The sequence below is a fragment of the Methylocaldum sp. MU1018 genome (assembly GCF_053646775.1).
Window position 1 is genome coordinate 979,456 of sequence record NZ_CM132195.1, and the last position, 21,317, is coordinate 1,000,772.

The 21,317-nt window shown below is 60.6% G+C and carries 23 protein-coding genes; 10 read left to right on the plus strand and 13 right to left on the minus strand.

All coding sequences use genetic code 11. The features are described 5' to 3' along the window. Window position 1: 1 nt before the first annotated feature. The 8 genes from epsG to ACWJKU_RS04615 form a co-directional block, all read right to left on the minus strand. On the minus strand, window positions 2-877 hold the full coding sequence (gene epsG / locus ACWJKU_RS04580) for a chain length determinant protein tyrosine kinase EpsG (protein WP_454146214.1): 876 nt from the start codon (window positions 875-877) through the stop codon (window positions 2-4). Window positions 878-991: 114 nt separating this feature from the next. Continuing rightward, window positions 992-2,398, minus strand: coding sequence for a chain length determinant protein EpsF (gene epsF / locus ACWJKU_RS04585; protein WP_454146216.1), 1,407 nt, complete (start codon window positions 2,396-2,398; stop codon window positions 992-994). A 341-nt stretch (window positions 2,399-2,739) separates the two neighbouring features. After that, entirely contained in the window at window positions 2,740-3,537 is a 798-nt protein-coding gene (gene epsE, locus ACWJKU_RS04590) for a polysaccharide export protein EpsE (protein ID WP_454146218.1), read from the minus strand. A 73-nt stretch (window positions 3,538-3,610) separates the two neighbouring features. Then, window positions 3,611-4,990, minus strand: coding sequence for an undecaprenyl-phosphate glucose phosphotransferase (locus tag ACWJKU_RS04595; protein WP_454146220.1), 1,380 nt, complete (start codon window positions 4,988-4,990; stop codon window positions 3,611-3,613). Between the two features lie 169 nt (window positions 4,991-5,159). Further along, window positions 5,160-5,576 carry a hypothetical protein gene (locus ACWJKU_RS04600; protein WP_454146222.1) on the minus strand — a complete coding sequence of 139 codons (417 nt, stop codon included), beginning with the start codon at window positions 5,574-5,576 and terminating at the stop codon, window positions 5,160-5,162. A gap of 255 nt (window positions 5,577-5,831) precedes the next feature. Then, entirely contained in the window at window positions 5,832-6,755 is a 924-nt protein-coding gene (locus ACWJKU_RS04605; RefSeq protein ID WP_454146224.1) for an EpsD family peptidyl-prolyl cis-trans isomerase, read from the minus strand. Window positions 6,756-7,631: 876 nt separating this feature from the next. Then, window positions 7,632-7,802: a hypothetical protein gene (locus ACWJKU_RS04610; protein ID WP_454146226.1), complete on the minus strand. Its 171-nt coding sequence runs from the start codon at window positions 7,800-7,802 to the stop codon at window positions 7,632-7,634. Window positions 7,803-7,813: 11 nt separating this feature from the next. Beyond that, the gene (locus ACWJKU_RS04615) at window positions 7,814-8,293 is read right to left on the minus strand and encodes a Spy/CpxP family protein refolding chaperone (RefSeq protein WP_454146228.1); all 480 of its coding nucleotides are present in this window, start codon (window positions 8,291-8,293) and stop codon (window positions 7,814-7,816) included. A 503-nt stretch (window positions 8,294-8,796) separates the two neighbouring features. Here ACWJKU_RS04615 and ACWJKU_RS04620 point away from each other — a divergent pair. Then, window positions 8,797-9,405 carry a SagB/ThcOx family dehydrogenase gene (locus ACWJKU_RS04620; RefSeq protein ID WP_454146230.1) on the plus strand — a complete coding sequence of 203 codons (609 nt, stop codon included), beginning with the start codon at window positions 8,797-8,799 and terminating at the stop codon, window positions 9,403-9,405. 66 nt (window positions 9,406-9,471) lie between these two features. Further along, entirely contained in the window at window positions 9,472-10,374 is a 903-nt protein-coding gene (locus ACWJKU_RS04625; RefSeq protein ID WP_454146232.1) for an NAD(P)-binding domain-containing protein, read from the plus strand. Between the two features lie 13 nt (window positions 10,375-10,387). Here ACWJKU_RS04625 and ACWJKU_RS04630 read toward each other — a convergent pair whose 3' ends face one another. From ACWJKU_RS04630 to ACWJKU_RS04645, 4 genes are all read right to left on the minus strand, one after another. Continuing rightward, window positions 10,388-10,957 carry a hypothetical protein gene (locus ACWJKU_RS04630; RefSeq protein WP_454146234.1) on the minus strand — a complete coding sequence of 190 codons (570 nt, stop codon included), beginning with the start codon at window positions 10,955-10,957 and terminating at the stop codon, window positions 10,388-10,390. Window positions 10,958-11,199: 242 nt separating this feature from the next. Further along, window positions 11,200-11,664, minus strand: coding sequence for a DUF6763 family protein (locus ACWJKU_RS04635; RefSeq protein WP_454146236.1), 465 nt, complete (start codon window positions 11,662-11,664; stop codon window positions 11,200-11,202). A 263-nt stretch (window positions 11,665-11,927) separates the two neighbouring features. Beyond that, on the minus strand, window positions 11,928-12,752 hold the full coding sequence (locus ACWJKU_RS04640) for a CheR family methyltransferase (protein WP_454146238.1): 825 nt from the start codon (window positions 12,750-12,752) through the stop codon (window positions 11,928-11,930). Window positions 12,753-12,808: 56 nt separating this feature from the next. After that, window positions 12,809-13,693 carry a carbohydrate kinase family protein gene (locus ACWJKU_RS04645; protein ID WP_454146240.1) on the minus strand — a complete coding sequence of 295 codons (885 nt, stop codon included), beginning with the start codon at window positions 13,691-13,693 and terminating at the stop codon, window positions 12,809-12,811. A gap of 69 nt (window positions 13,694-13,762) precedes the next feature. Between ACWJKU_RS04645 and ACWJKU_RS04650 the strand changes: the two genes are divergently transcribed. The 3 genes from ACWJKU_RS04650 to ACWJKU_RS04660 all read left to right on the plus strand — a co-directional run bounded on the left by ACWJKU_RS04650 (window position 13,763) and on the right by ACWJKU_RS04660 (window position 15,211). Continuing rightward, window positions 13,763-14,452, plus strand: coding sequence for a protein-L-isoaspartate(D-aspartate) O-methyltransferase (locus ACWJKU_RS04650; protein ID WP_454146242.1), 690 nt, complete (start codon window positions 13,763-13,765; stop codon window positions 14,450-14,452). Then, complete coding sequence (locus ACWJKU_RS04655) at window positions 14,449-14,853, plus strand: TraR/DksA family transcriptional regulator (RefSeq protein ID WP_454146244.1); 405 nt, start codon at window positions 14,449-14,451, stop codon at window positions 14,851-14,853. The genes ACWJKU_RS04650 and ACWJKU_RS04655 overlap by 4 nt, the downstream gene beginning before the upstream one ends. Before the next feature lie 160 nt (window positions 14,854-15,013). Continuing rightward, on the plus strand, window positions 15,014-15,211 hold the full coding sequence (locus ACWJKU_RS04660) for a hypothetical protein (protein WP_454146246.1): 198 nt from the start codon (window positions 15,014-15,016) through the stop codon (window positions 15,209-15,211). A 51-nt stretch (window positions 15,212-15,262) separates the two neighbouring features. Here the strand turns inward: ACWJKU_RS04660 and ACWJKU_RS04665 are convergent, their stop codons facing one another. Further along, on the minus strand, window positions 15,263-16,501 hold the full coding sequence (locus ACWJKU_RS04665) for a DUF1015 domain-containing protein (protein WP_454146248.1): 1,239 nt from the start codon (window positions 16,499-16,501) through the stop codon (window positions 15,263-15,265). A 231-nt stretch (window positions 16,502-16,732) separates the two neighbouring features. Here ACWJKU_RS04665 and ACWJKU_RS04670 point away from each other — a divergent pair, with 231 nt between their 5' ends. The 5 genes from ACWJKU_RS04670 to ACWJKU_RS04690 all read left to right on the plus strand — a co-directional run bounded on the left by ACWJKU_RS04670 (window position 16,733) and on the right by ACWJKU_RS04690 (window position 21,293). Next, a complete protein-coding gene (locus tag ACWJKU_RS04670) occupies window positions 16,733-17,284 on the plus strand; it encodes a hypothetical protein (RefSeq protein ID WP_454146250.1) in 552 nt (183 codons plus the stop codon). Between the two features lies 1 nt (window position 17,285). Then, window positions 17,286-19,217 (plus strand): ATP-dependent DNA helicase, encoded by a 1,932-nt coding sequence (locus ACWJKU_RS04675; RefSeq protein ID WP_454146252.1) that lies wholly within the window; start codon window positions 17,286-17,288, stop codon window positions 19,215-19,217. After that, window positions 19,214-19,912, plus strand: a complete 699-nt coding sequence (gene tsaB, locus ACWJKU_RS04680; RefSeq protein ID WP_454146254.1) for a tRNA (adenosine(37)-N6)-threonylcarbamoyltransferase complex dimerization subunit type 1 TsaB — start codon at window positions 19,214-19,216, stop codon at window positions 19,910-19,912. Before ACWJKU_RS04675 ends, tsaB begins: the two co-directional genes overlap by 4 nt. Before the next feature lie 83 nt (window positions 19,913-19,995). Next, window positions 19,996-20,616, plus strand: coding sequence for an L-threonylcarbamoyladenylate synthase (locus tag ACWJKU_RS04685; protein ID WP_454146256.1), 621 nt, complete (start codon window positions 19,996-19,998; stop codon window positions 20,614-20,616). Between the two features lie 29 nt (window positions 20,617-20,645). Further along, entirely contained in the window at window positions 20,646-21,293 is a 648-nt protein-coding gene (locus tag ACWJKU_RS04690) for a site-2 protease family protein (RefSeq protein WP_454146258.1), read from the plus strand. The last annotated feature ends 24 nt before the right edge of the window (window positions 21,294-21,317 follow it).

Genomic DNA, 21,317 nt, shown 5'->3' on the forward strand with positions numbered 1-21,317 from the left:
TTCAAAACTCATTGAGCACCGCACCCACGATCCGGCATCCGACCGCCGTTAGCATTTGCCGGAGAAAATCGGCTTCGGAGAAGGGCGTTGCGTTCTTTCTCGCGATCAGCAAGGACGTGCCGGCGCGGGCGGCGACCGTTTGCGCATCGCTGCTGGTGTTGCCGGCGGGGGTATCCAGCAGGACGATGTCGTAGGCCGGCGCGAAATCCCTCAGCAGCGCATCGAATGCGCCGCGGCTGAGCAATTCCAGGGGATTGGGAGGCCGCGTGCCGGCCGGGAGCACCGACAGATTGACGAATTCCTCGATGCGGCGGACGCATTCGGCGTTGCCCCGGCCCGCCAGGAGATCGGACAATCCCAAACCGTTGCGGCCCAAGGCGAAGATTTCGTGCTGGACCGGATGGCGCAGGTCCGCGTCGATCAGCAGCGTCCGCTGGCCCAACTGGGAAAACACGACGGCCAGGTTGGACACGGCATAACTGCGCCCTTCGCCGCGGCGTGGACTCGTCACGGCCAAGGTTTTGCTCCCGTCGCCGCGCCAGCGCAGCATCAACTGGCTGCGTATGGCGCGGAACACCTCCATCTGAGGGCTGAACGGCTGATAGGCGGCAATCAGCCGGGCGCTGAAGTTGCCCTGTCCCGGCTTCAAATAGTGATAATCGAACTGCTCCGAAATCGCCCGGCTGATGTCTTCTTCCGAGATCAACCCCAGGCGTACGGCCGCCTCGCCGAAGCGCAGGCCCGTCTCTCTCTGAAGATGCAGTACCCGTTCCGCATCGAGCGGGGAGAGCCTGCCCGATTCCCGCAGGATTTGCCCGATAGGGCGGTCGGTGCTGACGGATTCCGGTTTGATCCTGAGCGCCTGCGTTTGCTTCATAAAACATCTCGTTGGAAAGTGAGAAACGGAAGTTCCGGGCCGCGCCGCCGCGACATCGGCGGGAAAGCCGCGCGCGCGCCTGACGATTCGGAAGCCGGTCGTGCCATGATCGCTTCAGGCCGGGGTCTTGGAAAAAGCCGCCCGCCACCTCCGGCGGCGCAACTCCGCATCGGTCAGCACCCCCATGACGGGAAGCCCGAGCGCAATGCTCAAATCTTCCGGCGAGCGCACGCGACGGTCGAACAATTCCAGCAGCAGGGCCAGGCTGACCGCCAAAACCACGCCGAGAAAACCCGCTACGGCAACGTTCAGCAGCAACCTCGGCCGCGACGGCCGCAACGGCGGCTTGGCGGGGTTCAGGACCGCGATATTGGTCTGGCTGGCCTCGCTTTCGAGGCGCGTCTGGTTGAACCGCTGCAAAGCGGAGGTGTAGGACAGCCGGGCGTGTTCGACTTCCTGGGTCAGTACCGAAAGTTCGTCCCGCTGTTTATTGAGCTCCAGTATTTTGGCCTTTTGTTCGCCGAGCGCCGTCCCGAGCTCGTTTTCGCGCGCGCGCGCAATTTCCACCGCGGTGTTCAGGCTGCGAAGGACCGTTTTTATCTCGGCTGCCAGCTTGCGTTTGAGACTGTCGGTTTCGGCCGCGGCTTGCTGGCGGAGCGGATGGTTGGTGTCGTATTTTTCTCCGATTTCGGCCAGCCTGGTTTCGGCCAGCGCCAGCTTCGCCTTCAAGTCCTGGACCACGGAATTGGCGATCACGTCCGGCAAGGTCTCCGGCAGGGAGGATTTGCCGGCCGCCTCCAATTGATTGCGCCGGGACATCAGATCGTAGGTGTGCGATTGCGCGGATACCAGTTGCTTGGAAAGCTCTTCCAGCCGACTGTTTTCGACATCCAGATGCCGTTCCAGGGCGACGATGCCCTTTTCCTGCTGATATCTCGACAAGCTCGCCTGGGTCTTCTCCAAATTTTCCCGCAATCCCTTGATTTGCTGCTCGAACCAGGCGGCGTTCTGGCGCGCCGGTTCGGTTCTGAGCTCCAGGTTGGTGGCGATATAGCTTTCCGCGAATGCGTTGGACAGCGCGGCGGCAAATGCCGGGTCGACGTCCGAGTAGTTCACTTGGATGACGCTGCTTTCCCGCGACGGTTGAACTTCGAGTTTTTTCAACAGGGCATCGGCCAGCCAGTCCCGGATGTCTCCCGTTCCTTTCGTTTCCCGCTCGAAGCGTTCCCGTATTTCCGGCAAATCGGCCAGGCGGAGCCGCTCCACGACCTTGAACGCCACGTTGTGGCTGCCGATGACGTTCACCTGGGTCGCCATGTAGCCCGGCATCAGCTGCGCCGGCACCGCGATGCCGGTGATGGGGTCGACGCCCTTGTAATCGACGACCAGGGAGGTCGTGGCCGTGTATGTCTTGGGTAGCGCCAGACTGACCGCAAGCGCGATCAGGACGGCCGCCGACGGCGTGGCGACGAGCACCCACAGCCGGGCCCGTAGAATTTGCAGGAACTGGTATAAATTCATCAGAGTACCTTGTCGGTCCGGCTCGAAGAGCCGTGGTGAAACCTCCCCTTCAGGGGTCCGAGTTCGAAGGGAACGAACCTGGACCGCCGGCAGGCGGGTCCCGAAGAGACAGGCGCCAGGAAGGGAATCCGCAATGGCCGAATCCGGACGACGCTGCGGCGCAGCGTTATCCTTCCGGTCACTTCTCCGTTCATGGGGAAGGCCGATCCGCCGGTCTCCGTCCGCCGGCGGGTTTTCGTTTGGCGGATGAGGCCGGGCGCGGATTGAAACATTTCAGACGATCCCGTTCGTTGAGTTTCCCGGCGCGGACCGGGGCCTGTCCGTCCTCGTCGGGAAAGCGGCTAAAACCATCGTTCGTCCACATAGATCACATCGTCCTTTTCGACCAGTTCATCCAGTTCCGCGTCGAGAGTCGTCAGCCGGTCTTCGGGCGTTCTCCGCTTGATCGTGATGCTGCGCAGGCTGCCGCGGGGAGTTACGCCTCCGCCCAACGAAATCGCCTGGGCGACGGACATGTTCCGTTCCAGGCGGTAGGCGCCGGGACGCTGTACCTCGCCGTGGATGTAAAAAACCGGAGCGCGCGGCACGAATATGACATCGCCGTCTTCGGCATAGATGTCCTCCGATGCTTTCCCTTCTTCGAGCATTTCCTTGAGATTCAGCTCTTCACGCACGGTTTGCCCGTCGCGCGTCCGTGTCACGATGGTCCGGTCGTCTCCTTGCGGATTCACGCCTCCCGCCAGGGCGATCAACTGGGTCACGGTGCTGGCCGCATCCAGGGCATAGCGTCCGGGCTTGTTCACGAACCCCAGCACCGCCACCTCGTGGCTGCGGTATTCCTGTACCCTGACGTTTACCTGAGGGTTGCGGACGTAGCCTTGTCCCGACAGCAGATTCCCGATACGGGTTTCCGCTTCTCCGACGGATAATCCGCCCACTTCGATTTCTCCCAGCAGCGGAAAAGTGATTTTTCCGCTGTCCGAAACCCGGGTTTCGGTGGTGAGGTCATCGCTGCCGTAAACCGTAATACGGATCACGTCGTTAGGACCGAGCAAATAATCGGCTCTCGATAGCGAGAGGTTTAACAAGGCGATCAAGCCGAAAATAAATTGCAGGCAAAATCCGAATGATTTGGGCATGTTTTAGTGAATAACGTCCGAGAGCGAAACTGAATTGAACGGGCGAAACGACAAAATATCGGCTCTGGCTCGGTTAATAAGCGGTATCTTGTTTAAGGAAAACGCCGGCAGTCCTCAAAATGATCCACAGGTCCAGAGACAGCGACCAATTCCGCAAATAATCGAGATCGAATTCAATCCGCGCTTTCATTTTCTGTAGCGTGTCGGTTTCTCCCCGAAGGCCATTGACCTGCGCCCAGCCGGTGATACCCGGTTTTACTTTGTGGCGGATCATGTAACCCTTGATCTGCGTTCGGTACAGTTCGTTATGGGCAACGGCATGGGGACGCGGCCCGACGATGCTCATGCGCCCCTGTAATACGTTGATGAATTGCGGAAGTTCGTCCAATGAGGTTTTGCGAAGAAACCGCCCGAAACCGGTAATCCGATTATCGTTTTTCCTTGCTTGCCGGACGGCATTGCCGTCCTCGCAAACCGTCATCGTCCGAAATTTGTAGACCTTTATTTCTTCTCCATCGAGACCGTAGCGGCGTTGTTTGAAAATGACCGGGCCAGGCGAACTCAGTTTGACGCCGATGGCTATCGCCAGCATGAGCGGCGAAATCAAAATCAAGATGATCGACGACAAGATGATATCCACGATACGTTTCGTGACCCGATTTACGCCGTGGAACGGAGATTCGCACACGGCCACGACGGGAATGCCGTTTATATTCCCGAACCTCGCCTGAATCAGATCGAAGACGAAAATGTCGGGGACGAAATAAATGGAAGCCGTAGTGTCTCTGAGCTTGTCGAGAAGATCGAAGATTCGCGGCTGGGCCATCATCGGCAATGCGATGTAAATGAGGTGAATGGATTTGGTCCGGACGAATTCCGCGACCGCGTTCATCTTTCCCAGCAGGTTGATGTGGCTCACGCCCAGGCGTTCGGGACTTCTGTCGTCGAAAAAACCGACAAAGCTGATTCCCAAATAAGGCGCGGATTCGAACTGATTCGCCAGTTTGAGGCCGAGTTCGTTTACTCCGACGATGATCGCTCTGCGTTGGGTGTCTTCCTGCGATACCGTCGACTGCAACGCCCGCCGGGCCAATGACTGAAAAGCGGCGATCGCCAGCGGCGTGACCAAAAACCATGTGAGCAGGAGCTTTCTCGAAAACTCGTCCGACATTTTCGCCGCAAACCCCAGTATCGCCAGAAACCCGAATAAAAAGGTCCAGCGAGCGAAAATACTGCCGAAGGAGCGCAACAGACCCGATTTGAAACCGAGTTCAAGATCGATTTCGTCAAAAATCAGAGAGGCGATCAAAAAGGTTATGACTAATAGTAAAAAATAATGCCTTTCGATCTTTAATCCATAAAAATGAATCGTCGCGATAAAACAAGCGACGATGACGATCGGATTTAGAAGACTTCTGACTAATAGTACCGATGGCCTGTCGATTGCTTGCAATTTTTTTCCTCCATTGTTGTTTTTTATTCCGGCCGAGTTTTTTTAAAAACCGCTTCGCAATAGGGCGGCCGCCAACAGTTATTCCATGCCGGCAATCAATACACGTTAATTCTTTCGATGATCGCGCGAAAATACCGTGTCGAAGCGGGCCGCCCTACGGCGGCCACGATCACTGAGGCGAGGAATAGATAGGTTCCGACTTTTTGCTGCCGCGCACGATCTGCAATCCGATCAACGTAATTCCGGCCAAAATCATGAGCCAAGTTTCTATTTCGGGCGACGAGGAGGAATAACCGTTATAAGAATAGCCGTTAATATGCTTTTCGGTCTTGTCGGCTTTCGGAGAAAAGCGCAGCGTTATGTCCTGTTCACGGCTCCCGCCGGTAAAATACGAAGGACCGGAAACCTCGGTTTCAAATGTGTTTTCGTCGATGATGGATAAGTGATTTCGGGGGGTGTTATATGCCATATCCGAAAACGAAACGCCCCGGGCCGGCGGTATGCCGAGATTAGAGCCGTCGACGGATGATTTCTTGATCGTATTGCGGTTGAGGTGGGTTCCGAAAGCCGCGGCATCGTCATTCATGGCGGCCGCAAAGGTTTCGCCGAAACCGGCAAACAGAAGAGCGAAAGCCGTTTTTAAAAAGATCGTTCTGAGAGTTTCATTCTTCATATATAACCTCACTGTTATGTGACGAAAAAACGGACTTGATATTCCTGTTTACTGAGAATCGATATCGATGCGGACGAGTAGTTGTTATTTCACCATCTTATCGTTGTTTTTTTGCAGATTTGTGAAATCGATTGACGCTCGATCGGGGCCAATCCCATGCTCTTCATTCTAGTATTTTATTTTTGCGCTTTTTTCCAATACATCCGGTATCGAATCGCTAGGTCCCGATGCATTTTGCGAGATAGCGCCGGGTTTTGTGGCGTTGCCGGGATACTCGACGGTTGCCGCTTGTCGGAGCCTCGTCAGCTCGCGCTCGATCAGCGACTTGCGGTTTTGATTCGTCAGGAATGCCTCGATCAGGGGGGCTGCCTTATCGGAGTCGAAAGGAGCCTCCGTGACGGAAAATAATTGCAGGACGACGAGTTTTTCGTCTTCTCTCGACAGCGCGATTTCGCCTTTCTTCAAGCGATCGAATTCTTCGAGCCGATCGAAAGGCAGTTGTTCGGCGGCACGGATGACGGTTTGGGAAGTATGGGAAATGTTTTGTTCTTGCAGCCATTTCGACAAGGCATCGAATCTGACGGGCTGCATGAGATAGGATTCGACGGCATTGCGGTTTTGCGATGTCAGGGGAATCGATATTTCATCGAACTTGTAGATTTTGCGCTTTTCGAACAACGGCGGATGGGCGTCGTAAAAAGCGCTGATTTCGCTGGGCGCGGGTTTGGAAACCGTCCGGCCGACATGATCGAGGTAGGCTTGGGCAAGAATTTGGCGTTTGGCCATCTCTATCGCAAGAGCGACTTGCGGATCGCGGTCGAGATGCTTTTCGAGCGCTTGTTGTAAGAGAATTTGTTGATCTATGAGATTGTCGATGGTTTTCGCCCTGGCGGTTTGGGGGCGGCCGTCGGCATCCTGGCCCGAACGCGCAGCGAGAACATCGAGTTGCTCCGCGGAAATTTCATCCCCGTTGACCCTCGCCACGATTTGAGTCGCTTTTTCGGATGCGGGCCGGGTGTCGCACCCGCTCAGCATGGCCAGAAGCGCGGACGCGCCGAGAGGCAGCGATCTCAACCAAACCTTTTTGTCCATGATTCTCCGTAAAACCATTGAGTGTCGATCCCGTTTCCCAGATATTCGCCAAGGTCGAAATATTTGCCTTGCACCATTCGATGTCCTTTCACGAATTCCCATAAAGCAAAACCTGGGCCAGTAATCGATTTGCTCGGCACGGCAGAGAACGTTTTTTTGAGAACGTAGGCGCGAACCGCGGGATTCAGGGTAAATCGCAGGTCTTTTCGAGAGACTGCCGCCGAATCAAAGAGGCGGATTTCGCGGCGGAGTGACGTCCCGATTAAGGCATGGGATCAAAAAACGGAGCATTCTGGAGACGGATTCGGCCCGATTGGGCGTATTTCGAAACGGCGGAGTCGCTGCAAGACGACATTGGCGGCGAGGCCGTATGCGAGGCGCGAACGTGGCAGAACTCGAGGTTTCTTCGATGCGAAGCGCATGTGGTCTATCTTTTTCGGAGTGATGGATGCCGGTGCAACGGTCTGAAAAGGGGTGTCGGCCGGAGTGTCACGTTTATGCGACAGTTGGTGACTGGATGTACGATCGCGGTGCGAATCGGACAAGGACCCGACGAGCGGAACGGTCTTCGTTCGGGGCAGCCCGCGTTTCCGATCCTCGGGGCCGTTTCCAAAAGATCGGGACGAAAGCGATGCGGGAATTCATTTCGCGGATTGTCATCGTTCGGAAACAATGGTCCTGGAAGATATGAGCCAAGGAAATTGGCGCATCGAGCATTGCGCCGAACCGGACCACGGACGGTCTCCCTGTCCATATGCGAGCGCGTTTGCGGAGAGGTGCGCAACACCCGCGTCCCCGGAGCGATCTTCCGTTCCGGATCAAGCCGATATGCCGAGAGATTGCCGTGACGGACGCAGGGCCGCCCGAAGAATCCGCTCAAGATCGACCGGCGTGCCTCAGCGCGATTCCGAGAACTTCGAGCAGCACGCCGAGTCCTGCGAAGATCAGGCCGATCCAGGCGTTTTCCGGGGCGAGCAGGAACAGCACGCCTCCCGTTGCCAATAAACCCAGGGATACCCGTCTGCGGATGCGCGGATTTTTGAGCATCGGGATCGATGTTACGGCTCGGCCTTGAGCGATTTCAGCCGATTCAACTGTTCCTGGGTCAGCACGGCATCGATGGCCGCGCGAGACTTCAGGGCCGTTTCCACCAAAGCGTCGAATGCGGCCGTGTGATCCTTGGCCGCGTTCCGGATGGCCGCTTCGTCGCTCGCCGGATTCAGGAACAGCCTGTAGGCCGATGTTCGGGTTTCGCGAAGCTTTTTGCCGATGTCTCGGATTTTTTGCTGGTTGTTTTGGTGAATCCGCGCGATCTTGCCGATCTGTTCGTCGCTGAGCTTGAGATCGTCCATATGGCGGAGCACCACGTCGCCATAGCTTTCGTGCATCCGTGGTCTTTTTTCGCACGTCTCGCCGCTATGCGCGCTGTCCGCGGATCGCGCCGGACCTTCGCCGGCCGGCGGTTCCGCGGCTCCCGGCGGTCCCCATGCGCTCAGGACGAAAACCGAAACCATCAACAAAGCAGAAAGTTTTTTCATGGGATTCCCCGCTATCCGATCCCGGGCGTCGCGCCGAAAGCGACCGGCCGGCACAAAAGGCTGGACGCATGCGCTCCGCCGGCCTCGTCTAAACATTCGATCGCATCGGCCGCGGCCGGGTTCCTCCGGGCTCCGCCGGGAACGGGCGACGGGGCGGCCTGGCGAAGAGTCCGGCGAGCGGATGAGGTTTTCGGCAAAACGCCGGCCGTCCGGGATGGTCTATGAAATATCGAAAGGCGTATCCTTACGGGAGCCGGTATGCACGACCGGAGTGGCGCCTCGGTGTTCGAGCACGGTTTTCGAGTTGCCTGCGATCTGCTCGGACGACTGGCGCTTCGTCAAACGACCGATGATTGCCCGAACGACGGAGGTAGACGATGCGGAAGGCTGTCTGCGGATTCTGCATGCCGCGGTTTCTCATACTGCGATGGGCTTTGGCGGGCGCCCTTGCGGCTTATGCGTCCCCTCCCGCCGGCCAGGCGTTCGATACAGGGAGGCATCGAGTGATATCCCCCGAAATCATCCTACTGCCCCCGCCGCGAACCGCGGGGCCGGCGTCCCTGGAAGAAGCCTTGCAGCGACGCGCGTCGGTGAGGGATTTTCTCGAAACGCCGATTTCGCTGGCGGATGTGTCCCAGCTCTTGTGGGCTGCCCAGGGCATCACCCGCCCCGATGACCGCAGAACCGCGCCTTCGGCCGGCGCGCTTTATCCGCTCGAGCTTTACCTGGTCGCCGGCAACGTGCTCGATCTGCCGGCAGGCATTTACCGGTACATCCCTCAGCGGCATCGCGCCGAAGGGATACACCGCGGCGACTTCCGGGCCGATCTCGCCGCCGCGGCGCAGCATCAGGACTGGCTGAAAGACAGCGCGGCAATCCTGGTCTTTGCTGCCGCGGAGGAGCGGACGACGGCAAAGTACGGCTCCCGCGGCCTCGGTTATATCCAGATGGAAGCGGGGCACGCGGCGCAGAACGCATTGCTCCAGGCGGTGGCCCTGGGGCTGGGCGGAACGCCGGTCGGCGCCTTCGATAGCGAGCGCTCGGCAGAAATCCTGGAACTGCCCGAGGCGGAGAAAATCCTATACCTGGTGCCGATCGGAAAGCCTCGCTGAACGATCGCCGCGCCCGGAATGCCGCCGTTTCGGCGGAAGATGTCGAGCAATGTCAGGGAGTGAATCATGCGACGCTTGCGAATCGCCATCATCGGCTTCGGCCGGCTCGGTCTGGCTTGCGCCGAAGCGGCGCGAAACGACGATCAGATCGTCCTGGCCGGCGTCGTGCGCCGGCCGGAATCGGCGCAAATCCTGCCGCCGCCTTTCGATCGGGTTCGGGTCGTTTCCCATGTCGGCGAATTGTCCGGCCTCGACGCGGTGCTGGTATGCGTTCCGGCGGAGTGGGTGGGAGGGTGCGTGCACGATTTGCTGCAGCACGGCCTGCCGGTCGTCGAGTGCGCGAGATTCCACGGCGAGGCGGCCCTTGAGCACAAGCGGGCCATCGACCGCTGGGCGATCCGCTTCGAACGGCCCGCCGTCGTGGGCGCCGGCTGGGACCCCGGCGCGCTGTCTCTGCTGCGGGATCTGTTCGCCCTGCTCACGCCGAAAGGCCACACCGACGTTAGCCACCGGCCCGGCATCAGTCTGCACCATACCGTGTTGGCCGGTTCGGTGCCGGGCGTGCGCGGCGCGCTCTCCACCGAACACCGGAATGCCGAGGGGCGGATGGAGCGCTATGTATACGTGGAACTGGCGGAAGGGGTGAGACTGGATGAAGTGAAAGCCGCCATCGCCGCCGACCCGCTGTTCGGCGGCGATGGCGCCGCCGTGTTTCAGGTCGAAAGTCTGGCAGCTCTCGAGGACGAGCACGGCGTGCTCGTGGAGCGCCACGGCTTGGCCGGCCAAGCCAAGCATCAGTATCTGATGTTCGAGGCCCGCCTTTCCGAGGCCGCTCTGAGCGCCCAAATGATGCTGGCGGCGGCGCGGGCTCTGCCCGGTTTGAGGCACAGGGCCTATTCGCTGTTCGACTTGCCTCCGGGCGCTCTCTGGGGAGGGCTGCGCAAGGATTCGGAACAGATTTTCTTCTGAGAACGGCGCGCGCTTATTCGCCCGTCTTCTTTTTGATCGGCGAGGGTATGTTGGCTAGGAATGCTTGGAACAAGGTGGGATCGTAGCCGACGGCAAATCCCAGCAGGGATAATAGCCCCGCCATTCTCAGGTACTGCGCGGCAGTGGTGTCGCCGAGGGCGTCCACGGCTCCGCCGGGAATTCCGATGGCCAGGCCCGCGATGTACAGCAGATATACCAAAAAGCTGCGGCACATGCTGGCCAGCGGCGATTCGACCCGATAGGCCAGGCTTACGGAAACCGCCTGCTTGTCCAGTGCCTCGGGTTCGCCCGGAATTTCGGCGTTCACTTGATATCCTTGAAACGTCAACCGGCTCGATACGCCGCCTATCACGCCCGCCAGACAGGTCAGAACGGCGACGTTGGTGTAGGTGTACAGGGCGGCGGCGGCGACGAAATCGAGCCAGTTGAACGACGTTTCGAGCCGGTCGCGATAAGGGCGCGACGAAATCAGGAGCCCTGAGCCGAACAGCGCGATCCAGGCGGCGAGGCTTGAAAAGCCTATAGCATAGTCGATCCATTTTCGGTAGGGCACAGCCGTCATCCCGGCGCCTCCTCGTGGTGCAGTTTTTGGGTCGCGAAGCTTTGACGGGGCGAGCCGAACCGCGTCCCGTTCGAAGCGTCGCCCGCGATTCATTTTTGAATGAGTCGAGCAGAAATGCCACATTTTTTGGGTGCGATGCGGCGAACGCCATCGGATCGGCCGGCGCGGCGGCCCGGTCATTTGCCGTCCAGACGGCGATCTCCGGCGTAAGTCCTTGTGGCCGAACTTCCGGAAAAGCGCGCTCAATCCGGCAACCAGGGTTCGCCGCTCTCTCGCCTCGGCTTTTCCTCGCCGGGTTCTTCCGGCGTTTCCGCAGCGGGTTCCTGCTGCAACGGTTCTTCCTCCGGGAAGCCTTCGCCCCAGTGGTTTTCCGCTTCTTTGGAGCTTTCTTCGGCAGGCCGCTCCTGGGGCTTCTCGATTTCTTCCAGAGGCTCGCTCCAGTCCTCGGGCGGCGTATCGGAGACTTCGGTGCCGGTGAGATCGTCCATTTCCGCGACGTCCAGCGGCCCGCTCCAATTTTCCGGCACCTCGATCGGCTGGATTTCGAGACGATACCACGCCTCGAAATCCATCTCTTCCACGTCGCCGTCGAAATGCTGGATTTCCACCGAATCCGCTTCTTCGTCCACGACAATGACCTGAAAGACTTGACCCTTGTCCAGATGTCGATACCAGTTGCCGACAATGGGATCCGCTTCGGAATTCATCACTGCGACCTCGTCGTCATATGCCGAGATTTCGTTCTATCGGCCAGAAGCCCGAATATCGTCGGGATCGTTTCGGGCCGGAGGCAAGTCGAATCGAAATCGACTCCGTCCATTCTTTAGGTTTGCAAAGCGGCGAGAAGTTTAAAGCGGAAATCCATCGCCCGATCGTCGATCGGGCGGGAAAGCCCTCCGATCGATCCGGCGCGCATCAGAAGAAATTTTTCCATCCGGAACGGCGGCCCGATGCTCGAAAGCGATCCGGATTACCGACCTTTGCCGTAGATGGGCAGCCCCGGCGACCAAGGACTCCAGCCGGGCGGGACTTCGGGCAGCGATTCGTGCGCGCCGATAACGAGCAGGCCCCCCGGCGTGAGGCGCGCGTCGAGACGGCGCAGGGTTTCCCGCTGCAAGGCGGCCGAGAAGTAGGTGAACGCCAGGTTCCGGCAGAGGATGAGATCAAAGGGACCGTCCGGCATGGTCTTGCGCAGATCCTGCACGGCCCAGTTCACCGGTCGGCGATATTCCGGCTTGATGCAATACCGTCCCTGCTCCTCCGTAAAGGCGAGGCCGCGCCAAAGCGAAGGCAATTCCTTGAGGCTGCTCGGCGGGTAACAGCCGCGCCGGGCTCGCGCGATCTGATCCGGATCGGCATCCGTGGCGATCGGTTCGAACGAGATATCCGAAACTTGCGGCGCGATCCTGAGCGCCCAGATCAGAACCAGCGTGTAGGCTTCCTCGCCCGCGCCGCAGCCCGCGCTCCAGCAGAGGAGCCGGCGTTCGCCGCGGGCCCGGCATAGGCGGATCAACTCCGGCAATCCATTACAGGCGAGGATATCGAAGATCCGGCGGTCGCGGTAAAAGCGGGAGATCGTGATCCGGCAGAAACCGTCGAGCCGCGACCATTCGTCCGCGCGAACTTCAAGATAGCGGCGGTAGCCTCCGACATCACCCAACTGCAATTCCTCGATGCGCCGGGCGATGCGCTTGATCACCTGGCGCCGGACTTTGCGGAATCCCGGCCAGCGCAGCTCCAGGCGCGGTAGGGCCCATTGCAAGAAATCCGCCCATTGGATTTCCGGGGCCGTCACCGCTGCATCCTTTCGAATGTCGGGAAAGGCCATGCCGTAAGCGCAAGGCCTGGCATTCAGGGCGACCTCCAGGCAGATCCGAGGACTTGTGCCGCATCGACCGCACGGGGACGGCTCCCCTCGTGCGCGATCACCCGGGCAGCGAGAAGCAAGCCGAGGCGCAGGCAGGATTCGGGAGCGGCGCCTTGGGCGAGTCCGTATAGAAACCCGGCGTCGAAAGTGTCGCCGCCGCCGGTCCGGTCGACCACGGCCGTCGGGAACGCGGGATGGGCGTACTCGCCGGTCGGCCCCGATGCCACCGCTCCGCGGGCTCCCTGGGTAACGATCAGAACGGTTGAAGGTGAGAGACGCTTCCGCGCTTCGCGCGGGTCGCTGGAGCCGGCCCAGCGGCGCAATTCGGAGTGATTCATGAAGACCCAATCCAGCCAGGGGATCATGTCCTCCGTGGGACCTTCGTCCAGATCGCAGGAGACGGTCGAACCCTTTTCTTTGGCCATGCGGATCAACGGCAAGGCGATCCCGCTCAGCGGCGTTGCCACGTGCAAATGAACGCCGGGGCCGAAAATCCGGCTGTCGGTCTCCGCAGGGTTGAAGTAGGCGTTCGCCCCGCCCGAAGTGACCATGCGCTTGCTGTCCGGGTTCGCAAAAATGGCGGCGATGCCCGTCAGGCTCCGGCCGGTTCGCTGAATCAGGCCGGTTTCCACGCCGGCGTCGGCGAGCGCGGCGACGGCGAGAGCGCCGAAAGGATCGTCGCCCACGCACCCGAGCATCCGCACCGGCTGTCCGAGTCGCGCCAGCCAGTAGGCCGCGTTGGCGGCCGAGCCGCCGTAGTCCAGCGCGCTTTCCCGGCAGCGCAGCTTCTCGTGTTCTTCCGGCAGGCGCTCGACCGGAAACGTGAGATCCACGTTCAAACTCCCGGCGCAGACAAATCGGGTGATCATGTTTGATCCCTATCGTTCGATAGGGCGTAAGATAAGCCTATTCCGCCGCTCGGACCAGGCGAGGTTCTTATGACGAAATTGTCCCAAATGGTGCGCGAGATCGAACGGGAAGTCACGCTCACCCGGTATCTCATCGGCAAGGACAGGCTGAATCCGCGGGTGCTGGACGCGATGCGAAAAGTCCCCCGGGATCGTTTCGTGCCTTCCGAGTCCAAGGTTTATGCCTACGCGAACGAACCGGTGCCGATCGGTTACGGCCAAACCATCTCCCAACCGTACATGGTGGCTCTGATGACCGATCTTATCGATCCCGAACCGGACGATATCGTTCTGGAGATCGGCACCGGTTCCTGTTATCAGGCCGCGGTGCTGTCGCGGCTGGTGAAACGGGTTTATACGATGGAAATCATTCCGGAACTGGCCGAGCAGGCGAAGGAACGGCTGAGGCGCCTCGGATACGCCAACGTCGAGGCTTGCGCCGGCGACGGTTATCACGGCTGGCCGGAACATGCGCCTTACGACGGCATCATCGTCACGGCGGCCGCCCCGTATCTTCCGGAACCCTTGCTGGCGCAACTCAAGGCCGGAGGCCGCATGGTGATCCCGATCGGGCTGCCCTATTGCCATCAGGAACTGATGCTGGTGAAGAAAGACGAACAGGAGCGGCTCGAAACCCGCAGCATTTTGGACGTGGCCTTCGTGCCGCTCACCAGGCACATGCGTGCCGAACCAACGGATTCGGATGGAGAACGACCATGAATGCAATACTCTCGGATTTCCAGATCAACGAACTGAAACAGGCGCTCAAGAGCCGCTTTCGGGAACTCAGGGAGGAAATCCGGCAGGAACTCCTGGCTTCGGACGACGAGCAATACATCGATCTCGCCGGACAGGTCCACGACATGGAGGAGGAATCCGTCGCGGACTTGCTGGTGGACCTCAATCTGGCCATCATCGACCGGCACATTCGCGAGCTTCAGGCCATCGACGCCGCTCTGCTCAGAATCGGCAACAACGAGTATGGCATCTGTATCGATTGCGAGGAGGCGATCGGCTATCCGCGGCTGAAGGCCAATCCCGCCGCTCCGAGATGCCACGACTGCCAAGAGCGGTACGAGCACGCCCATAGGTTCCTCCCACCGACGCCGACGAGTCTGTAAGCGCGAGACGAATGGCCGGCGGCGCAGCGGCCGGAAGAAAGCCAATGCAGGTTGCCGAGCTTGCGGGCTGCCGGACGGCGCTGCGAAGCGGCCAAAAGCAGGCGATTCTCTAGGACAAGCGCCGGCAAATCGAGCGGCCGATGGCCGACGGAGGAGAAGGATGTCCCGTTTCGGATTGCTGAGCCGCTTGCTTGTTTGCCTTGCGCTGCTGCTCACTCATTACTTTCTTCTCTTTCTGCCGCTCAGCGAGCTGTTCCTGATGTATGTCCTCCTGATCAATCCCAGATGGTTTCGGGATTTCCTGAACCGGACGGCGCCGGATCGGAATGAAAGTCCGCAAACGAAAGAAGCGGATTGACCGATATCGAGCCAAAGGCGTCGCGGCTTCGGCCCTTCTTCATCGCTTGGCCTAATCCAGCACGTGAGAGGCCAACCCGTCGGCCAGCTTGGGTTCGAACCAGGTCGATTTCGGCGGCATGACTTTTCCTGCGTCGGCCACGGCCATCAGGTCTTCCATGCGGGTGGGGCGCAGCGAAAACGCCAGGGCCATCTCGCCGGAATCCACCCGGCGCTCCAACTCGCTCAATCCCCGGATGCCTCCGACGAAATCGATCCGCCGGTCGCGGCGAGGGTCGGCAATGCCCAGAACGGGCGCAATGAGGCGGTCTTGCAGAAGGCTGACGTCGAGCCGCGCCACCGGGTCGGCGGGGATCGAATCGGGGTTTGCGGTCAGCCTGCGCCAGCATCCGGTCAGATATAGGCCGAACTCGCCGGGATTGTTCGGCTTCACCGGACCGTCGGCTTTCGCGATGGCGAAGCGTTCGGACACCCGGCGCAGAAACTCGGCTTCGTCCAAGCCGTTCAAATCCTTGATCAGCCGGTTGTAATCCATGATGCGCATCTGGCCGTGGGGAAACATCACCGCCAGAAAGTAGTCGTAGCTCGCGTTCCCGGCACGGCCGGAAGCGGATTGCCGGCGCGAAGCCGCAACCCGCGAGGCCGCGGCGGAGCGGTGATGTCCGTCGGCGATGTAAAGCGCCGGCATCGCCTCGAATAGTTCGGTGAGCCGGGCGATGTCGCGTTCGTCGCGAATGATCCAGAGCGTATGCCGCACGCCGGACTCCGCCACGGCATCGGCTTCGGGCGCTTGTTCGGCGGTTTCCGCCAGCAATCGGCCGACCTCGGGCGCATTGGGGTAGGCCAGCAGTACCGGGCCGGTCTGGGCGTTCAGCGCGATGATCTGGCGTACCCGGTCGTCCTCCTTGTCGGGGCGGGTGAACTCGTGTTTGCGGATGCGGTTGGCGTCGTAGGCGGCTACGCTGGCCGTCGCGACCAGACCCAGTTGGGTATGATCGCCCATGACCAGACGATAGGCGTAATAGAGCGGCCGGTCGTCCCGTTTTAGCACGCCGGAGTCCAGCATCCGCTTCAGGTTTTCCGCGGCCTTGGCATAAACTTCCGGAGCATGAACGTCGGTTCCCGGCGGCAAATCGATTTCCGGCTTGGAAATGTGCAGGAAACTCCAGGGACGGCCCGCCGCCAGCATTCTGGCTTCCTCGGTATCGAGCACGTCGTAAGGCGGGGCGATAACCTCCGCGGCGCGGCCGGTTGCGGGGCGGAGAGCGGCGAAAGGGCGGATGAGGGACATGACCGTTTTCTCAAGGATGATCGCCGAATTCTAACACCGCGGTCGCGGCCGGAAATCCCGTTTCGGCGCGAATTCGGGTAGTTTTCAGCAATTTCGCCGGATGATCGGTCCAATCCAGCAAAGGATGGAGCCCGATGGCGATGTCCTGTATTCTCCCCGTTCTTGCGAGGGCGTCCCGGGCGGACCGTCCGGCGAATGACACATCGACTCTTGATTTCTTGCGCCTTGTCTATGAATCATCATTTCAACATGACCAAAGCCTATCGTCCCATTCTTGTCGCGGGGCTGCTTTTGCAAGCCGCCTGCGTCAGCGTATCGAACCAGCCACGCGGGATTCCCGAGCCCGGCCAAATACCGGGCGAATCCACCGCTCAGCGGCAGCCGGCGCTCCCTCCGGCTGCGATCAGAGAAGTTCCGGCGCCGCCGGCGAGAGCGAGGCCGTCGGTCAGAAGCGAGCCGGTGGCGTCGTCGCCGGCCGTTCTGGCCTTGTTGAGCGAGGCGGCGGATAACCGCAAAAGCGGGCAACTGGACAATGCCGCCTCCGCGCTGGAGCGGGGGATACGCATACAGCCGCGCAATCCTCTGCTGTGGCATCAGTTGGCCGAGATTCGGCTTCAGCAGCACCAGCCCGGCCTGGCCGAGGATCTGGCGAAAAAATCGAATCAGCTTGCCAAGGGAAGCCAGCCGCTGACTCAAAAGAACTGGTCCATCATCGCTCAAGCGCGCCACGCGAAAGGCGATCCGGCCGGCGCGGCGCAGGCCGAGCAGCAAGCCGGGAACTGAGTTGCAGGATCTGTTGCGGATTTTGGGAGAGGACGGGCCGTTCGCCCGATGCCTGCCGGGATTCCGCCCGCGAGAGGCGCAGGCGGAGATGGCGCAAGCCGTCAAGCGGGCGATCGACGGCAAAAGCTGTCTGGTCGCCGAAGCGGGGACCGGCACCGGCAAGACTTTGGCCTATCTGGCCCCCGCGGCTCTGTCGGGCAAGAAGGTGATCGTCTCGACCGCCACCAAGACTCTCCAGGATCAGCTTTTCCGTAAGGACTTGCCTCTGGTCCGGCAGGCCCTGGCGGTGCCGTTCAAGGCGGTGCTGCTGAAAGGGCGCGCCAATTATTTGTGCCTGTACCGCCTGGAAAATGTCTTAGGATTCAAGGCGGGTTACGGCCCGCGCGAGGCGCACGCCCTCGAATCCATCCGGCGCTGGAGCAAGACCACCCGCACCGGCGACGTCGCCGAGGTGGCCAATGTGCCCGAATCCTCGGTGCTCTGGCCTTCGGTGACATCAACCGGCGATAACTGCCTGGGCCAGGAATGTCCGCACTACGAAGACTGTTTTTTGGTGAAGGCGCGCCGCAGCGCCCAGGACGCCGATATTCTGGTGATCAATCATCATCTCCTGTGGGCCGACTGGACCTTGAAAAACGACGGCTTCGGCGAGCTTTTGCCCGACTGCGAGGCGATCGTGGTGGACGAGGCCCATCAATTCGTCGAATCGGCGATCCAGTTTCTCGGCTTGAACATCAGCTCCCGTCAGATACAGGGGCTAGCGGACGACATCCTCGTCGAGCGGCTCAAAAACGCGAAGGATATGCCGCAGTTGCTCGAAGAGGCGGAACTGCTGGAGCAATTGACGGCGGAGTTGCGGCAGGCCTTGGGCGATCCGTCGCGGCGGGAGGCGTGGCACCGGGTGGCGGGCGATTCGGCGGTCGCCGGAAAACTGGCCGAGCTGCGCCGGCATCTGCACGATCTCGAAGAAATCCTGAAAGCGGCGGCGGTTCGCAGCAAAGGTCTGGAATCGTGCTGGAAACGCTGCACGGAATTGATCGCGCGCCTGGAGACCTTCGACAAGGACGAAGGCGGCGCGGCCGTGCGCTGGTTCGAGGTGCATAAGCACAGTTTTTCCCTGAACCGGACCCCTTTGGCCATCGCCGGGGAATTCGCGCGCTTTCGGAAGCACAGCCAAGCCGCCTGGATTTTCGCATCGGCGACGCTCACGGTGAGCGGCCGGTTCGATCATTTCGTCGGACAACTGGGTCTCGGAGCCGCCGAATGCCGGGCCTGGGACAGCCCGTTCGATTACCGGACGCGGTGCCTGCTGTTTTTGCCTCCGGGGCTCCCGGACCCGGCGTCCGACGGGTTCACGCAGGCCGTGGTGCGGTCCGCGCTGCCGGTTTTGGCGGCCAGCCGGGGCAGAGCGTTCATGTTGTTCACCTCGCATCAGGCTCTCTCGGAAGCCGCCGCTCTGATCGCGCAGCATCTCGATTATCCGTTGTTCGTTCAGGGCAGCCGGCCGAAAGCGGTGCTCCTGGAAGCGTTCAAGCGGGCCGGCAACGGCATCCTGCTCGGTACCGGAAGTTTTTGGGAAGGGGTCGACGTTCCGGGACCGGCGCTGTCCTGCGTCATCATCGATAAATTGCCGTTCGCTTCGCCCAGCGACCCGGTGCTCAACGCCCGGCTCGAAACCCTCCGCCGCAATGGGCTGAATCCGTTCGCCACTTATCAGCTTCCGGCCGCGACCATCGCCCTCAAGCAAGGCGTGGGTCGCCTGATCCGGGATCAGGCGGACCGCGGCGTGCTCATGCTGTGCGATCCGCGGATTTTGTCCCGCTCCTACGGAAAGGTGTTTCTCGACAGCCTGCCGGATACGCCGCGGACGCGCTCGCTTTCGGACGTGCAGCGGTTTTTCTCCAGCGAATTCGAAAAAGAGACTGCGGTATGAAAATTCTGGCCATCGAAACCGCGACGGAAGCCTGTTCGGCCGCCTTGCTGGTCGACGATGCCGTCGTCGAACGTTACCAAGTGGCGCCGCAGCAGCACAATCGGCTGATTCTGCCCATGATCGAATCCTTGCTGGCCGAAGCCGGAATCGGAATTTCGCAAATCGATGCCCTGGCGTTCGGGCGCGGGCCCGGCTCGTTCACCGGCGTCCGCATCGCGGCCGGCGTGACTCAGGGCATCGCTTTCGGCGCCGATCTGCCGGTGGTCCCGGTTTCGACCCTGGCCGCCCTGGCGCAGGACGCCTTGTTCGAGACCGGAGAAACAGTCGCGTTTCCGTGTATCGATGCCCGCATGGGCGAAGTCTATTGGGGCGTCCACCAAAGGGGAGCGTTCGGGTTGGCCGAGCTGCTCGGCGAAGAATCGGTGCTGCCGGCCGAGCGGGTTTCGTTTCCCGAGCACGCCGAGGGCGCCGGCATCGGCAGTGGATGGGGAACTTACGGCCCGGTTCTCGCCGAGCGTCTGGGCGGCAACGCGAGAAGGATCTTGTCGGATCGCTTTCCGCGGGCGGCCATGATCGCCCGTCTCGGCGCCGACGCATTTCTCAAAGGGCTGTTCGTGGCGCCGGAACAGGCGCTGCCGGTCTATCTGCGCGACAACGTGGCGAAGAAGCCGGCATCCCGGACGCCGTCCGGCTGATTGCTGTGCCGCCGGGCCCGATGCGGCGAAGCGGCGCAAGGGAAAAGTCTCTGGGAAGGGGCTCGCTATAGTAAACTATCCGAATGGCTCAATATTTTCAGATTCACCCGGAGAATCCGCAGCTCCGGCTCGTGCGCCGGAGCATCGAGATCGTTCGCGAAGGGGGCGTGATCGTTTTTCCGACCGATTCGTCCTATGCGCTCGGTTGCCGAATGGACAACAAAACCGGGCTGGAGCGCATTCGGCGCATTCGGCAGTTGTCAGAAGATCACAACTTCACCTTGGTATGCCGGGATCTGTCGCAGATTTCGACTTTCGCGAAGATCAATAACGAAGCGTTCCGGCTGATCAAATCGCTGACGCCGGGTCCGTTCACCTTCATTCTCAAAGCGACCCGCGAAACGCCGCGGCGCCTGCAACACGCGAAGCGCAAGACCATCGGCATCCGCTTGCCGGACAACCCGATCACCCTGGCGCTGGTGGCGGAGTTGAACGAGCCTTTGTTCAGTTCGACGCTGATTCTGCCGGGCGAAGATGACGCCATGACCGACCCTGAAGATATTCGCGACCGCCTCGGGAAAGAGGCGGATTTGATCATCGACGCGGGAAATGTCGCTTACGCGCCGACCACCATCATCGGCTTTATCGAAGATACGCCGGAAATCATCCGGCAAGGATCGGGTGTCGTCGGTTCGCTTCAATAACCCCGTTCATTCCTTCAAAGATTGCACCAATGGAAGAACTTACTTTCGCTCAACGTTTCGCCGTCTGGATTCTCCCGCTTCTGTTCGCCATCACCTTGCACGAGGTGGCCCACGGCTGGGTCGCCAGGATGCTGGGCGACAACACGGCGGCACGGCTCGGCCGGCTTTCCTTGAATCCGCTGCACCATATCGATCCGGTGGGCACCTTGCTGGTCCCCGGCGTGCTGCTGGCGCTGGGCGGTTTCATCTTCGGCTGGGCCAAGCCCGTGCCGGTGGATTTCGGCAAGCTGCGCAACCCCAAGCGGGACATGGCGCTGGTCGCGGTGGCCGGGCCCGCCGCGAATTTGTTGATGGCGATCGCCTGGGCGCTCATTGCCCGCTTGTCCAGCGCGATGGACTTCGATTACGTATCGGTGCCGCTGGGACTCATGGCCATCGCCGGCATCGTGATCAATATCATCCTGATGCTTTTGAACCTGCTGCCGATTCCGCCGCTCGACGGAGGGCGCATTGCGGCGAGCCTTCTGCCGCCCAGGCTCGCCATCAAGTTCAGCCAGATCGAGCCCTACGGCTTCTTTATCCTGCTGGCGCTGATCGCTACCGGAGGATTGTCCATGATTCTGGGTTTCCCGATTCATTTTATGCAACGGTTGCTTTTCGGGTTTGCCGGCCTGTAGATGATCGAGCCGGCGAATCGTGAC